The 14,511-nt window shown below is 69.0% G+C and carries 13 protein-coding genes; 9 read left to right on the forward strand and 4 right to left on the reverse strand.

The window, feature by feature from the left end:
• Positions 1-176: 176 nt before the first annotated feature.
• The gene (locus ACZK5D_RS16195; protein ID WP_458995177.1) at positions 177-362 is read right to left on the reverse strand and encodes a DUF5302 domain-containing protein; all 186 of its coding nucleotides are present in this window, start codon (positions 360-362) and stop codon (positions 177-179) included.
• 531 nt (positions 363-893) lie between these two features.
• Here ACZK5D_RS16195 and ACZK5D_RS16200 point away from each other — a divergent pair.
• The 3 genes from ACZK5D_RS16200 (at position 894) to ACZK5D_RS16210 (ending at position 3,527) form a co-directional block, all read left to right on the forward strand.
• Positions 894-1,970: an NADH:flavin oxidoreductase gene (locus ACZK5D_RS16200; RefSeq protein WP_463666055.1), complete on the forward strand. Its 1,077-nt coding sequence runs from the start codon at positions 894-896 to the stop codon at positions 1,968-1,970.
• Positions 1,946-2,644: a ThuA domain-containing protein gene (locus ACZK5D_RS16205; protein WP_463666056.1), complete on the forward strand. Its 699-nt coding sequence runs from the start codon at positions 1,946-1,948 to the stop codon at positions 2,642-2,644. The genes ACZK5D_RS16200 and ACZK5D_RS16205 overlap by 25 nt, the downstream gene beginning before the upstream one ends.
• A 103-nt stretch (positions 2,645-2,747) precedes the next feature.
• The gene (locus ACZK5D_RS16210) at positions 2,748-3,527 is read left to right on the forward strand and encodes a helix-turn-helix transcriptional regulator (protein ID WP_463666057.1); all 780 of its coding nucleotides are present in this window, start codon (positions 2,748-2,750) and stop codon (positions 3,525-3,527) included.
• Here the strand turns inward: ACZK5D_RS16210 and ACZK5D_RS16215 are convergent.
• Positions 3,491-3,913 carry a hypothetical protein gene (locus ACZK5D_RS16215; RefSeq protein WP_463666058.1) on the reverse strand — a complete coding sequence of 141 codons (423 nt, stop codon included), beginning with the start codon at positions 3,911-3,913 and terminating at the stop codon, positions 3,491-3,493. The two genes, ACZK5D_RS16210 and ACZK5D_RS16215, sit on opposite strands and share 37 nt — an antisense overlap.
• A gap of 163 nt (positions 3,914-4,076) precedes the next feature.
• Positions 4,077-5,012 carry a sugar-binding transcriptional regulator gene (locus ACZK5D_RS16220; RefSeq protein ID WP_458995183.1) on the reverse strand — a complete coding sequence of 312 codons (936 nt, stop codon included), beginning with the start codon at positions 5,010-5,012 and terminating at the stop codon, positions 4,077-4,079.
• A gap of 146 nt (positions 5,013-5,158) precedes the next feature.
• Here ACZK5D_RS16220 and ACZK5D_RS16225 point away from each other — a divergent pair, with 146 nt between their 5' ends.
• From ACZK5D_RS16225 to ACZK5D_RS16235, 3 genes are read left to right on the forward strand one after another with little or no spacing between them, the layout of a single operon-like run.
• Positions 5,159-6,769 (forward strand): alcohol dehydrogenase catalytic domain-containing protein, encoded by a 1,611-nt coding sequence (locus tag ACZK5D_RS16225; protein ID WP_463666059.1) that lies wholly within the window; start codon positions 5,159-5,161, stop codon positions 6,767-6,769.
• Between the two features lie 4 nt (positions 6,770-6,773).
• The gene (locus ACZK5D_RS16230) at positions 6,774-7,229 is read left to right on the forward strand and encodes a nucleoside deaminase (protein WP_463666060.1); all 456 of its coding nucleotides are present in this window, start codon (positions 6,774-6,776) and stop codon (positions 7,227-7,229) included.
• Between the two features lie 34 nt (positions 7,230-7,263).
• On the forward strand, positions 7,264-9,192 hold the full coding sequence (locus ACZK5D_RS16235; protein ID WP_463666061.1) for an acyltransferase family protein: 1,929 nt from the start codon (positions 7,264-7,266) through the stop codon (positions 9,190-9,192).
• A gap of 9 nt (positions 9,193-9,201) precedes the next feature.
• On the opposite strand, the gene ACZK5D_RS16240 is transcribed toward ACZK5D_RS16235, so the two are convergent.
• Complete coding sequence (locus ACZK5D_RS16240; protein ID WP_463666062.1) at positions 9,202-9,882, reverse strand: acylneuraminate cytidylyltransferase family protein; 681 nt, start codon at positions 9,880-9,882, stop codon at positions 9,202-9,204.
• 149 nt (positions 9,883-10,031) lie between these two features.
• Between ACZK5D_RS16240 and ACZK5D_RS16245 the strand changes: the two genes are divergently transcribed.
• The 3 genes from ACZK5D_RS16245 (at position 10,032) to ACZK5D_RS16255 (ending at position 14,348) form a co-directional block, all read left to right on the forward strand.
• On the forward strand, positions 10,032-10,418 hold the full coding sequence (locus tag ACZK5D_RS16245) for a sugar 3,4-ketoisomerase (protein ID WP_463666064.1): 387 nt from the start codon (positions 10,032-10,034) through the stop codon (positions 10,416-10,418).
• A gap of 135 nt (positions 10,419-10,553) precedes the next feature.
• On the forward strand, positions 10,554-12,836 hold the full coding sequence (locus ACZK5D_RS16250; RefSeq protein WP_463666063.1) for a glycosyltransferase: 2,283 nt from the start codon (positions 10,554-10,556) through the stop codon (positions 12,834-12,836).
• A gap of 120 nt (positions 12,837-12,956) precedes the next feature.
• Positions 12,957-14,348, forward strand: a complete 1,392-nt coding sequence (locus ACZK5D_RS16255; protein WP_463665165.1) for an IS1380 family transposase — start codon at positions 12,957-12,959, stop codon at positions 14,346-14,348.
• Positions 14,349-14,511: the final 163 nt, after the last annotated feature.

The raw sequence follows: 14,511 nt of genomic DNA on the forward strand, positions 1-14,511 counted from the left end.
TGGCCGACAAAACCAGGAAAAAAAGAGTTGCCCCTTCCCTTCGGGGGGTTTCCCACTTCTCGTCGATCAGCACTCTTCTCGCTGTCCTCATGCGGTGATCGTTCCTCCAGCCGGGTCCCGGATGCTCCTACGAGTCCGAGGGGCGGCCTGGAGGAACGCCAACCGCAAGCCGGGGCTCAGCCGCCCGACTTCCTCCGGAACTCGCGCTTCCCGCCCACCTTGCCGTGGGCGTGCACCTGGCCGCGCTCCGCGTCGACACCATGCGACGCCGACAGGTGCTCGGCCGCCTTCTTGCGCTCGAGGGCCTGGCGCATGGCCTCCTTGGGGTCCAACTTCTCTGTGGGTTGCTCTGACTCTGACATGCGGACCAGCCTACGCGGATGGCGGTGGGCCCGGGGCCCAACGGTCGCCCGCGCTCTCAGGCGCCGTGTCTCCTTGTAGAGCCCGTCGCGCCGAGCGGCGCCCGCAGCGGCGTCGAACCGACCCGGATCTCCGCACGACACACCGAGCACGACACGCCGTCTCATGAGCTCCCCGAGCCCGCATGCGACGGCGAGAGGCAGGTGGGACGGCGTTTCGTGCGCACCTCGTCAGGGCCGAGCCGCTAGGCCCAAGCAGCAGACGCGACAACCTGCTCGATGTGTGGATAGTCGTGCTAGATGTCTGATTCAAGTGCTGCTGGATGTATGGTTCGCGACCTGCTCGATGTACGGTTCCCAGCCGATCATCCACCCCACCCCACTCCACCCCCGCCCTCTCGGCTCCTTCCGAGTGGGATTTCGGGGAGATGGGGCACATACGGGGCCATCTCCCCGGATTCTCACTTTCTTCGTCGCCGCCAGGACCGTGGGGCCCCGACGAGGGGCTCGTGGCCGCCAAGTAGTCTCAGTCCCGTGACGCAGCTCTCCGATTCCCTCGACTTCGCCCACGGCCCCGCCTGGCGCAACCGCCTCGCGCTGGCGCCGCTCACCAACAAGCAGTCCCACCCCGACGGCACGCTCTCTGACACGGAGATCGAGTGGCTGCTCGCCCGCGCCCGCCACGGCTTCGGGATGGTGATGACCGCAGCGGCGTACGTGGCCCAGGCCGGGAAGGCCTGGAACGGGCAGCTCGGGATCAGCGACGACGCGCACCTCCCAGGGCTCGAGCGGCTGGCCGCGGGCATCCGCGCAGCCGGGGCCGCGTCCATGGTGCAGATCCACCACGGAGGCGCGAAGGCAGATCCGGCGGCGTCCGGTGTGCCCGCCGTCGCGCCCTACGACGATGCCGCCACCGGCGCACGCGCCCTCACGACGGACGAGATCGGCTCCGCGATCGACGACTTCGCCGCCGCGGCCGCCCGCGCCGAGCGAGCCGGCTTCGACGGGGTGCAGCTGCACGGCGCCCACGGCTACCTGCTCTGCCAGTTCCTCGACGCCCACAACACCCGCGACGACGGCTACGGCGGCGACCTGCACGGACGGTCGCGCATCATCCGCGAGACCATCGCCGCAGTGCGCGCGGCAACCTCGTCGGACTTCCACCTCGGGCTCCGGCTCTCCACCGAGCGCTTCGGCCTGAGCACCTCCGAGATCGCGCAGCTCAGCGCGGAGCTGATGGCCGAGGGCGGCCTGGACCACCTCGACCTGTCGCTGTGGGACGTCACCAAGCTGCCCGAGGGCGCAGCCGAAGGCGACGCTCCCCTGGTCAGCCACTTCGTCGGCCTCCCCCGCGGCAGCACCCGGCTCGGGATCGCGGGCAAGGTCACCAGCGGCCCCACCGCGACAGCGGCACTGTCCACCGGCGTCGATTTTGTCGTCGTCGGGCGCGCCGCCATCGCGGACCAGCGGATCGCCGAGCGGATCCTGGCCGACGCGACCTACCCCGGCCCCTCGTTCCCGGTCTCGAAGCAGCAGCTCCGCGACAACTGCGTGGGCGAGCCCTTCGTCGAATACTTCTCGACGGGGTGGCCACAGCTGGTGGCCAGCTGAGCGCCGTGCGCGCGCTGATCGCCAGCGGCGCCGGCCGCTACGCGGACCCGTGGCACCCGTTCGAGAGGACCACGCCGCGGATCGCCGCGATCCTGGCCGAGGCGGGGTTCGCCGTCGATATCGACGACGACGTCGACGGCGCCATGACGCGCCTCGAGGGCGTGGACCTGCTCGTCGTCAACGCCGGGGACCCGTGGGCGGACAGCGACGAGCGCCTCCGGTCGGGCCACCCCGGCCCGGCCGCGCTCGCCTCCGCGCTGAACCGTGGGCTCGGCGTGCTCGCGCTCCACTGCGCAGTCGCGAGCCTGAGGGACTACCCCGAATGGGCGGCCACCACCGGCGGAATCTGGGTGCCAGGCCAGTCCTGGCACCCCCCGCACGGCACCGCGACCATCCACCGGACCCCACCCGATGACACGCCGGGAGACTGCTTCGAGGTGGAGGATGAGCGCTACCTCAGCCTGCAGTTCGTGGGCCCGCGCCGGGTGGCTGCCACCCACGACGGCCCCCACGGCCCCGAGCCCACCGCGTGGGTGCGGCGCCATGGGGCGGCGCGGGTCGCAGTCGACCTCCTGGGGCACGACGAACGCTCCTACGACTCCGCGGGGCACCGGGAGCTTCTCCGCGACCTGGCCCTCTGGGCGGCCACCGGCTCCGGACCGCTCGCAGGCTGAGGCCTCGCGCCCCCGCCCACATCCCCCAGCGGGAGGGCACACGGGACTGCCACAGACCTGACAAGGGCCTCGACTTCCAGACGCCCCCGTGGCAGGCTGAACCATGGACTCGACCGAGGTGCTGGTCAGGGCCGCCGCGGAGGTGCTCGAGGCGCCGGCGGCGGACGACGCCCGGACCCGGCTGGCCGAGGCCCTCCGCGTTGCCACGGGCACCGACATCGCGTCCAGGGTCAGCTTCACCCGGCAGTCGGTGAGCTTCTTCGTCGACGGCGACCCCCCAGCTCCGCCGCCACACCTCCTACCGACACCCAGGGACCTGGCCCTTCACCCACTCACCCGCTTCCACGCGGCCGCGGGCTCTGCCGCTCCTGCCCTCATGACGGACGCCCTGCGCTCCGGCCTCGGCCTGCTTCCCTCGACGCTGGGCGTCATCGAGCGGCTGGGGCTGAGCGTCCACCAGCTGAGTGTGCCTCTGGAGGCGATGACGGCGGACGCCCCCTACACCGGGTGGGTCCTGGTCGCCGACGACCGGATCTCCGTGCGCGCCGTCGAGGCGATGTCGGTGTTTCAGCCCCTGCTGCGGGCGCTGGACCGTCACATCTCTTCCCTCGCCGAAGCCGACAAGGCACCGGACGGGGTCAGCCTCACCCCGCGCGAGCGCGTGGTGCTGCAGCTCCTGGCCGACGGGCTGACCGCCCAGGCGATCGCCAACCGGCTGGCGGTGTCCACGAGGACGGTGCACAAGCACCTGGAGCATCTCTACCGGAAGCTCGGGGCGTCGGACCGGCTCACCGCCGTGCTGCGCGCACAGGGGCGGGGGTGGCTCCCCCGTCCCCGCGATCCGGCTCAGACCTCCAGTTCAGCCGCGCAGTCCCCGAGGTAGTCCTCCAGGGAGATGGTCAGCGCACGGAACTGATCCTCGGTGAGGTAGCTGAACGGCTTGGGGTCATTGCCCTTCTTGTGGGCGCCGCCGCCGGTGACGGTCTTGGAGTGGATGAGGGGTTCCTGCTCCAGGCCCTCAGCCTCCATGAAGTCCGCCACCGCAGCATCTGGGACCCACCCGCAGTCGGCCTGGAGCTCCTCGGGGATGAACATGCCCCCCATGTCGCTCAGCGACATCCACGCGGTCCCACCCGCCAGGTGGTGCTGGTAGGCCGCCTCGGCCCATTGATCCTTGTAGCAGTGGTGCGCCGAGGCCGCCGTCGCACTTGCCATCAGGATGACGGTCCCTGCCGCCGCCATCTTCAGCCACATCTGCCGTGCACTCATGGTGAGCTCCCCTCTCGTGTCTGGCCCGCTGTCCGGGCGTGCCTTCACACTCCCCCAGCCGGGGCGTCGGCGGAATACGCACACGTGCGTAGCCGCGGAGACCGGGGCCGGGGCCGGGCTGAGGTTCGGTGCCTCACTCCCCTTGCTCACCCGTCTGGGCGACCTACCTGGCCAGCAACGCCTGCGCCGTCGGCTCGTCGGTGACGAGCACGTCGAGGTAGCGGCCCGCGATGGCACCCCTGATGGCCTCCACCTTGTCCGCGCCGGCGGCCACGCCGACGACGTTGGGCAGCGCGCGCAGCTCGTCGAGGCTGAGCGAGACGGACCGGTCCGACGCCGACCCCTCGATCACCTGGCCCCTGGCGCCGAACCAGTGCCCGAGCATGTCGCCCACGGCGCCCGCGGCCGCGTAGGCGGCCACGTCGGCGTCGGTCACCATGCCGGTGCGGACCGCCGAGCCGCCCGGCCGCACTGCCCCCACCCCGGTGATGGTGAGGGTGGCGCTCCGGGCCAGGTCGAAGACCGCGGCCACGGCGTCCTCGGTGCGCAGCGACTCGGCCAGCTCTCGGCTGGAGACGAACATCGGCGACGGCACGGTGCGGAGGATGCGGACCGCGGCCGGGTTCTCCGACACCATGGTGGCCACGTTGTCGATGGTGCCGGCCGCCGAGGCGAGCGTGACCCCCTCCAGCGACTCCGCCGACAGCATGGTCAGCGCCCGTGCCACCGTGTAGCTCCATCCGACGCCCACCACGACCCCGGGCCGCAGGTAGCGCCTCGCGTAGGCGGCCAGGGCGGAGGCCACCCGCTCATTGGTGCGCTCGCGGCTGAGCGGGGCGCTGAGGGAGGGCACGACGACTGCGTCGGACAGCGGGGTGCGTTCCCGCAGCTGCGTGGCCAGGCCGAGGGCAGCAAGGTAACTGGCGTCCATCTCGATCCGGACGATGCCGTGCTGGCGCGCCGTCTCCAGCAGACGTCCCACGGTCTGCCGCGACACGAACAGCCGGGCGGCCACCTGCGCCTGCGTCAGTCCGTCCTCGTAGTAGAGCCAGGCCGCGCGGACGGCGAGGTCGAGATCGCCTGCTTCCGGGGTCAACATCGCGCCCCGCCTCCTTCGTCGACCACCCCGGCTCCCGCGCCGTGGGCGGATGCCCAATTGCCTGCCGATAGCTTCTCACGGGCTCGCACCTGGCATAGATTCGACGGCAACACCACAGCACAGTCATGCTCAATGAAGGAGTAGCAGTGACGGAGTTCCCGGCCACGCAGCACGCCATCCAGATCACCGGGGTGGACGAGTTCATCCACAACCCGGCCAAGCCCGTCGACCCCGTCGGCCCCACCCAGCTGATGCTCAAGGTGGAGTCCTGCGGCATCTGCTTCAGCGACACCAAGCTGCTGCACGCCTTCGACTCCCACCCGCGCAAAGCCGAGGTGGTCTCGGGCATCGATCTCGAGGCGCTGAAGGAGATCCCCAGCTACCACCCCGGCTCAGAGCCGGTGGTGCCCGGGCACGAGCCGGTGGCCCGCATCGTCGCGGTGGGTGACCAGGTGACCCACTTCGCCGTCGGCGATCGCGTGCTCGTCCAGGCCGACTGGAAGCACCTCAAGACCCCCGCCTCCAACGGCGCGTTCGGCTACAACTTCGACGGCGCCCTGCAGGAGTACGTCGTCGTCGACGAGCGCTGCGTCGTGGCGCCCGACGGCGAGAAGTTCCTCATCCACGTCACCGACGGCCCCTCCGCCGCCGCCGTGGGCCTGATCGAGCCGTGGGCCACCGTCGAGGGTTCGTACGCGTGGGCCGAGCGCAACCACCCCAAGGCCGGTGGGCGGATGCTGGTGGTGGCCGACGGCGACATCGACGGCCTCGACGCCCTCCTCGCGGCCAACGAGCCCGCCGAGATCGTGCGGCTCGAGCCCGGCGCCGTCGAGACCCTGGCGGGCAACGCCTTCGACGACATCATCTACCGCGGCGCGGACGCGGCCGTGCTGGAGCGCCTGGGCGGGCTGCTGGGCATGCGCGGCGTGCTGTGCGTGGTGCTCGACGGCGGCCGCATCGACGGCCCCGTCAAGCTCGACATCGGCCGCGTGCACTACGATTTCATCCGCTTCTGCGGCACCACCGGGTCCGACCCGGCCGACGGCTACGCCTGGATCCCGGCCAACGGTGAGATCCGCGAGGGCGACAAGGTGGCCATCATCGGCGCCGCCGGCCCCATGGGCCAGATGCACACCATCCGCGCGCTGACCTCCGGCATCCCCGGCATCTCGGTGGCGGGCACCGACCTCAGCGACGACCGGCTCGCGCATCTGGAGTCCCTGACGCGCCCGGTGGCCGAGAAGAACGGCATCGAGCTGAGCATCATCAACACCGGCACCACCAAGCTGGAGCCCGGGTACACGCACCTGTCGTGCATGGTGCCCGTGCCGGCGCTGGTGGCGCAGGCTGTCGACCTCGCGGCCGAGGGCGCCATCATCAACGCCTTCGCGGGTATCCCCGCCGGGACCACCGGATCTTTCGACCTGCAGGGCATCATCGAGCGGAAGGTCTTCATGCTCGGCACCAGCGGCTCGGACGTGTCCGACATGCGCACCGTGCTGCGGAAGATCGAGGAGGGTGTCATCGACACCCACATCTCGCTCGACGCCGTCACCGGCATGGCAGGGTTCCGCGACGCCATCGAGTCGGTCATGAACCGCACCTCCGGCGGCAAGATCATGGTCTACCCGTCGCTCCACGACCTGCCGCTCACCCGGCTGGTGGACATGCCGGAGAAGCTGCCGAATGTCGCCGCCAAGCTCAACGCCGGCGTGTGGACCAAGGAGGCCGAGGAAGCACTGCTCGCCGGCGAGTGATGCCATGACCGAGCACCTGCAGCGGGCGATCGACCTCGCCGTCGCGAATGTCGCCGACGGCGGGGGCCCGTTCGGCGCGGTCGTCGTGGCGCCGTCGGGGCAGGTGTTCGAGGGCGTCAACCGGGTGACGGCGATCCCGGACCCGACCGCCCACGCCGAGGTCCAGGCCATCCGAGCGGCAGCGGCCGGCCTGGGCACGCACGACCTCAGCGGCTGCACCCTCTACGCGTCCTGCGAGCCGTGCCCGATGTGCCTGGGGGCGGCGCTGTGGGCGAGAGTGTCGCGGGTGGTGTTCGCGGCGGACCGCCACGACGCGGCCGCCGCGGGCTTCGACGACGCGGCCTTCCACGCGGAGGTGAGTGCGGGAGTGTCGCGGCTGGGGCTCCTCCATGAAGTCCGCCGCGACAGCCACGCTCCGTTCCAAGCATGGGAGGAACAGGAGACCCGAACGCCGTACTGACTGTGGGGCACCGGCGTCGTAGGATCAGCCGATCATGCCACCTCAGCCTCCCCAGCCCAGCCGCCTCCGCGACCTGCAAGGCCTGCGCGCTGTGGCCGTGCTTGCGGTCATGGCAGGGCATGCGGGAGTCGGACTCTCGGGGGGCTTCATCGGGGTCGACGTCTTCTTCGTGATCTCAGGCTTCATCATCACCTTGATGCTGCTCCGCGAACATGCCAGTACGGGGAGCATCTCCCTCAAGCGCTTCTACATGCGTCGGGTCAAGAGGCTCGGACCTGCCTTGGCCATGACAAGCACGATCACCGTGCTGTTGGCACTGTTGTTCCTCTCCCCTTTCGGACCGCAGGCGACCACCTACGCGACCGCCCTGGGAGCCACGTTTGGACTGGCAAACTGGGTCATCGCCAGCGGGACAGGGGACTACTTCGGCACTGCTGCCGAGAGGAACCCAATGCTGCACACCTGGTCGCTGTCGGTGGAAGAGCAGTTCTACGTGGTTCTCCCAGCACTAATGCTGACCGCACTCGCGTTCGGGGCTCGAATCTTCCGCCGGAATGCGCTGTTGATCCCCGTCCTGGTGATTGCTGGGCTGACTGCCCTGTCACTCACAACCATCCGCATGGGCACTGCCTTCCCGTTTGGCTACTACGGTCCTCTCCCTCGCGCTTGGGAGTTCCTGGCTGGCAGCTTGTTGGCGCTGGTCATCGGCGTGGCGCGTTACCTCCCAGACAGGGTCTTCGGCCCCCTGGGCATGGTGGGCGCGGCGCTGATGACGTGGGGACTGCTCGCCATCACTCCGGAGACTCCGTTCCCAGGCAAGTGGACGTTGTTGCCCGTAGTGGCGACTCTCCTCCTCATCCTCTCCGGCCGCAGGGAGGGCGGCCTGGTCTCCGGGTTGTTGTCCTCGCGGCCTATGGTCGCTGTCGGCGACTGGTCCTACTCGCTCTACCTGTGGCATTGGCCCTTCATTGTGGTCTCGAAGGCGATCTGGCCATTCTCAAGCTTCGCTCCAGCTGTGGCGGCTGCAGCTTCCGTCATTCCGGGATACCTCAGCTACAGGTACGTGGAGGAGCCGATGCGCAGACTGCGTGTTGAAGGCGTGCGACGGTTCGTGCCGATGACTGCCGCGATTCTGGGCCCACCCACTGTCGCGGCCATCGGCGCGTGGCTTGCGCTGACCCACCTCCTAACGCCGGCATTTGCGCTCGGCGACGACGCCAGCGGAACGGGCAATTCTCCCGAGACCTCACAGCTGGTTCCCTGCACCGACACCGAGATGTCGCAGCTGTCCAACGGGCTCTGCGGTTCGACGCGCGACGGTGATGCATCGGTCCTTCTGATCGGTGACAGCCACGCGGAACATCTGCTTCCGGGCTTGACCCAGCACTTTCCCGAGGTGAACGTGATGATCGTCAGCGTGAGGTCACCCAAGCCCTTCGGATCGGTGGATGGAGTCCGAAGCGTCATCGAGTTCATCGAGCGCAGGCCGGAGATCCGAACCATCCTCTACAGCCGTCACCTGGCTCGGGATGGGAAGGAGCTCTCCGCCGCAGAGGTAGAGGGTATTGAGACGATCGTGGAGGGGGTAGCGAATCTGGATCGCCGCATGTTTGTGTTCGACGACAACCCGGTGTGGCCGACCGACGTCTTCAGCTGCGCGCATCGACGATCGCTGATCCTCCCTGGGACTGTGTGCGAATGGGATCGCGAGTACTTCGACGGACGCGCTGAGGCGATCAGAGCCGGGCTCTCAGAACTCACCGACAATGCGGAGTCGGCCGGTGTCGTTCCGATCCACGAGGCGCTCTGCAACCAGGACACATGCTTTCGACGTCTGGGAGAGGAACTCCTGTACTCGGACGCTGACCATGTCAACGAGGCGGGCTCGCAGTTGATGATCGCCCACGCGATCCAGTCGTCCGTCCACTTCCGCCTGGCCATGGAAGAGGCGGCCGGCAGCTGAGCTCTACCGCTACCACCCTGTGTGCCTGAGCGCGGACTCCGCCAGCGCCACATCGTGTAGGCCGTCGATGTCCACCCCCTCAGCCTCGTCCATGACGAAGAGCCCGATCCTGCCGCCCATCCTGTTGTGGGTCTGCTCGTAGATCTCCGTGCGGGTGAGGTAGAGCGAGCCCGTCTCGCGGTAGCGCAGCTGCTCCGGTGCCATCTCCTGACGGCGACGCCTGTGCACCCAGTCCCAGTGCGCGACCGCCAGCCCTCCCGCCAAAGACCACAGGAACGGAGGGTTGGGCACTACCCCTACAAGCGAGTCGACGCCGTCTGCATCGAACTGCGACACCGCGCGCTGGATGGTCCCCGGCAGGCGCACCGGAGACGTGGCCTGGAGCAGCAGAACGTTGTCCGGGCGTGCGAAGCGGTCTGTACAAGCCTGGATTGCGTGCTCGACGACGGGCTCCGTCGGCGTCTCGTCCTGCGCGAGGCGGGCCGGGCGTTCGATCACCCAGGCCCCCGCGCCCGCCGCGACCTCCGCAATCTCGGCGTCCTCGGTGGAGACCGCGACCCGAACGCCCGGCGCCGCCAGAGCCTGCTCGATACTCCAGACGATCAGGGGCTTACCCGCGACCTCGATCAGGTTCTTCCTGGGGATCCCCTTGGACCCGCCACGGGCGGGGATGACAGCGAGCGTTGACATGGCCCCATTGTCGCGCCTCTTCGAAGGGAGTGAGCCCGGCAGATGCCAGCCGCGTACCAAGCCGGTCGGCGTAGAGTCATCGTTGATCGGAGGTTGAGCCAGTGACACAGCCCCAACAATCGCCGCCGGGGACGCAGCCCGGCCACCTCGTGCGCCTAGCTGTCGCGCACGACCAGCGCGGGTCGTTGGCAGCGCTGGACTTCCTCGCTGGGCCCTTCGTCCCACAGCGCTTCTTCGTTGTGTTTGGAGTCCCGGGGTCAGCCTCGCGCGGGGAACACGCTCACCGAGCGTGCGAGCAGATCCTTATCTGTCTGTCCGGCTCTCTCTCATGCTCGTTGGACGACGGCGACACGAAGGCGACCTACCGCCTGAACAGACCCGACAGGGGCCTCTATGTTCCTCGCATGACGTGGGGAGTCCAGTTTGCGTTCACTCCTCACGCCGTGATGGGCGTTCTGGCGTCGCTCCCCTACGACGACACCGACTACATCCGCGACTACGACGAATTCCTCAGCCTCGCTGGCCGCGCAGGATGACGTAGAGGGACGGTCAGCTGCAGAGAGACGAGAACGCCCATAGGCGCGGTCCACTAGCCTGAGGTCGTGCGTATCGGCGTAGTAACCCCGTGGGACATTGAGGACCCGCGTGCCTGGTCCGGCATGGTCCGACCCATGGTGGCTTCGCTGAAGGTTCCGGCGGAGGTGGTCCCCTTCGTGACCGAGCATGTGCGGGACTCCATCGTCGACCGCGCGTTGGCCCGTGCCCTCGACGGCCGTTTCGGCCGCCGGTACCTCGTGGGGCACGCGGTGGCCACCGCTATGAAGCGCGGCCGAGCGCTGGGGCGCCGGTTGAGGGAGAACCCCGTCGACGTGATCATCGCGATCGCGGCGTCGCAGGACATCGCATTCCTCGACACCGACATCCCGGTGGTTCAGGTCTCGGACACGACGTTCCGCGCGATAAGGGACTTCTATCCACTGTTCAGCAACCTGACGCCGCTCTCCGCCGCGCAGGCGGCGGTCCAGGCGCGCCGTTCCTCCCGCCGGACCCGTCACACACTCGCCGCCACCGGCTGGGCACGGGACGCGCTCATCCGCGACGACGGGCTCCGGCCCGAGGAAGTCACGCTGGCGCCGTTCGGGCCTGCCGTCCAGCCGACGGGGGGTCAGCCCTCCCGCCCGTCGACCGGTCCGCTCAAGGTGCTCATGGTGGCCAGCGACTGGGAGCGCAAGGGCGGCCCGGACGCGCTGGCCACCTGGGAGGAACTGAAGCGTCGCGGAGTAGACGTCGAGCTCACAGTGGTGGGCGATGCCCCGTCACTCCCGGACGGTGTCCGTCGCCTCGGACGGGTCTCGCCGGAGCAGATGGGCGAGCTCTACGCCTCACACCACGTGCTCCTCGAGCTGGCGACCAACGCGGCAGGCGTCACGCTGACCGACGCCGCCGCGTTCGGCCTGCCCGCAGTGGCTGCCAACACTGGCGGCGTGTCGACCATCGTCGACGACGGGGTGACGGGGTTCCTTGTGGTTCCCGGGGACGTGAACGAGGCTGCCGATCAGGTCGCCCGACTTGTGGACCCCGCGATGCGGGCGTCGATGGGCCGAGCGGCCCGCGAGCGAGCGGACACCCTGCTCAACTGGCACGCCTGGGGCGAGGCAGCGCTGGGGGCCTGCCAGAGTGCGGTGACCGGCACGCCCGGTTCAAGAGCGACATCGGACGCGTCGTCGGGCGCAGCTGGCAACCCGGCCGGCCCGATCGTCGTCCTGTCCCCTTCCGTCCCCTACCCCGGCATCGAGCACGCCGGCGGCCAATACATCCGCCGGCTCCAGGAGGCGCTGGAGCCACACACCCGTCCCATGTGGATGGCAATGGACCGTCCCAGCCTGCGGCACTCGCTCAGGCAGCCTGGCGTGGTCGACGAGATCCTGCTGCTCGGCGACTCGGAGGCTCCCTCGCCGCTCCGCCGTCGCGCCTACGACGCGGCCGACTGGGTCGAAGCGAAGCTGGGCCGCCTGGACCCCCAACCGATGCCGCTGGCTCCGGCGCTCGATCTGCTCCTGAACCCCCGGGTTCGTCGGCACATCCGTGAGGCGCGGCTTCTGGACTTTCAGTGGGCGAACTACACCAGGCTCTCGGCCCTAACCCGGCTCCTCAACCCGCGGGCGCGGCTGCACTTCACCTTTCATGACGTGCTCAGCCAGAAGTGCGATCGCTCCGCCGAAGCGGCGACCCACCCCGTGCGGCGCGCGCGGTGGCGCGTGAGCGCGTTCCTAGCCCGGCGGTGGGAGCGGCGGGCTGTGATGCGAGCCGACCTGTGCGTGGTGTTCAGCGCGAAGGACAAGGACCTCCTCGACCCCGCGCGCCGAGGAACCGTGGTGGTCATCGATCCCCCGCTCGCGGAAGGGACTCCTCCCACCCATCGGCCAAACGACGACGCGCGCATTCTCTTCGTCGGCTTCATGGCCCGTCAGGTGAACGTCGACGGGCTCCTCTGGTTCCTCGCCGAAGTGTGGCCGACGGTGCTCGACCAGGTCCCGCATGCTCGCCTCCGCATCGCCGGCGGGGCCATGGCACCTGGTGTCCAGGACGCGGTCCGAGACGGTTACCCGAACGTGGACGTGCTGGGGTTCGTGCCGGATCTCGCGGACGAGTACGCGAGGGCGAGTGTCGTCGTCGTACCCCTACTCCAGGGGGCCGGCGTGAAGTTCAAGACGATCGACGCACTGCTCCAGGGGGTGCCCGTGGTCACCACCACCATCGGGGCTGAAGGCATCGGCGACGCCGACCTGTTCGCCGGACTCGCGGATGCACCCGTCGATTTCGCGGGCGCCATCATCCGGGTATTCGGGAACAACGATGAGGCCGTGGCGCGAGCCGAATCTGCCCAGGAGTGGGCATGGCGTCGCTACAGCCTCGAGCGCTTTCGAGCTGCGGTCGACGCCATCTATCTCTAGCCTCGTGCTTTCATGACGGTGGGTGGACTGTAGTGGCCTGAGATAGCGAAAGTGCCCCTGACTTGGGATGATGTGACTTGTCTAGAGAAACATCGACCAACAAGAAGGAGCACCTTCGAGGTGAAGAGTACCGGCTCGTATCCCAGGGTTCATGTCGATACCGCGAAGGTGACCGCGGTCGGGCAGGCTGGCGGGATCCTGCTGACCGAAACCATCCGCGCGGCCGGCCTGGACCGGGCCCTGTCGGAGGCGCTGTCTCGGTGGCGGAAACCGTTGGCGGTCCACGACCCAGGCAAGATCGTCTGTGATCTGGCGGTGTCGCTGGTGCTCGGCGGTGAAGCGTTGAGTGACCTCGCTACCCTGCGTGCTGAACCAGGGGTCTACGGCCCGGTGGCGTCGGATCCGACTGTGTCGCGGCTCATCGCGGCCCTCGCTGCGGATGCGGACAAGGCCATCAAGGCGATCGCGGGAGCTAGGCAGCAGGCCCGCGCCACGGTCTGGGCCCTGGCCGGTGAGCATGCCCCCGACCACGAGTCGACTGCCGAGGATCCGGTGATCATCGACTTGGACGCGTCGTTGATCACCGCCCATTCGGAGAAGCAGCGCGCGGCTGCGACGTTCAAGCGAGGCTTCGGGTTCCACCCGTTGCTGGCGTTCGCCGACCACGGACCTGAGGGCACCGGCGAAGCCCTGGAGGTCCACCTACGCCCCGGGAACGCCGGTTCGAACACCGCCGCCGATCACATCACCGTCACCAAACAAGCTCTCGCGCAGCTCCCCGACCGGAACCCGCGGCCCGGACGCCGCGTGCTGATCCGCGCGGACGGGGCCGGCGGCACGAAGGAGTTCACCAAGTGGCTGACCGGGCGCAGGGTGGCGTACTCGGTCGGGTTCACCCTCCCCATGGACACCCCCGACCTCTACCACTTGGTCCCTGAGTGGGTTTGGGTGCCGGCCCTCAACAGCGATGGCGAGGCTCGCGAGGGGGCCGATCTTGCTGACTTCACCGGACTGCTGGATCTCGACGGTTGGCCTGCCGGGATGCGGGTGATCGTCCGCAGAGAACGGCCCCACCCCGGCGCTCAGCTGCGGTTCGACGACGTCGACGGCTACCGGCTCACCGCCTTCGCCACCAACACCACCCTCGGCACCCTCCAGCAGCTGGAGCTCAGGCATCGTCGACGCGCCCGCTGCGAAGACCGGATCCGGATCGCGAAAGACACAGGCCTGGCCAACCTCCCGTTGCACGGGTTCGACCAGAATCGGATCTGGTGCCAGATCGTCGCCCTGGCCTCCGAGTTGCAGGCCTGGAGCGCGATGCTGGCGCTGGCCGGTCATGAAGCCCGCCGCTGGGAACCGAAACGGCTCCGCTACCGGCTCTACACCATCCCCGCGACCCTCGCCAGAAGAGCCCGCCGCACCGTCGTCCACTTCAGCGACCGATCCCGCTGGGCCGAGCTGATCATCGACAGCATCAGCCGACTCCGAAACCTCCCGGCACCAGCCACCTGACCCTGTCCTCCACATGACCCTCTGAATCTGGCAGCTCCCGGCCTGGAAACCCGCACCGCAGACGTCACGCGGGGTCTTGTCACACCCACCTGCAAGAATCAGAACAACCCCGACGCCACCGGCGCCGACCAGCCCCACACACGCCCGTCATGAAATATCGAGG

Source organism: Tessaracoccus yangjingae, from assembly GCF_055326235.1.

Coding starts and splice junctions, on each gene's coding strand:
- ACZK5D_RS16250 (WP_463666063.1), top strand. CDS start 10,554: ATGGTGGCTTCGCTGAAGGTTCCGGCGGAGGTGGTCCCCTTCGTGACC.
- ACZK5D_RS16215 (WP_463666058.1), bottom strand. CDS start 3,913: ATGAGTGCACGGCAGATGTGGCTGAAGATGGCGGCGGCAGGGACCGTC.
- ACZK5D_RS16240 (WP_463666062.1), bottom strand. CDS start 9,882: ATGTCAACGCTCGCTGTCATCCCCGCCCGTGGCGGGTCCAAGGGGATC.
- ACZK5D_RS16235 (WP_463666061.1), top strand. CDS start 7,264: ATGCCACCTCAGCCTCCCCAGCCCAGCCGCCTCCGCGACCTGCAAGGC.
- ACZK5D_RS16195 (WP_458995177.1), bottom strand. CDS start 362: ATGTCAGAGTCAGAGCAACCCACAGAGAAGTTGGACCCCAAGGAGGCC.
- ACZK5D_RS16230 (WP_463666060.1), top strand. CDS start 6,774: ATGACCGAGCACCTGCAGCGGGCGATCGACCTCGCCGTCGCGAATGTC.
- ACZK5D_RS16220 (WP_458995183.1), bottom strand. CDS start 5,012: ATGTTGACCCCGGAAGCAGGCGATCTCGACCTCGCCGTCCGCGCGGCC.
- ACZK5D_RS16210 (WP_463666057.1), top strand. CDS start 2,748: ATGGACTCGACCGAGGTGCTGGTCAGGGCCGCCGCGGAGGTGCTCGAG.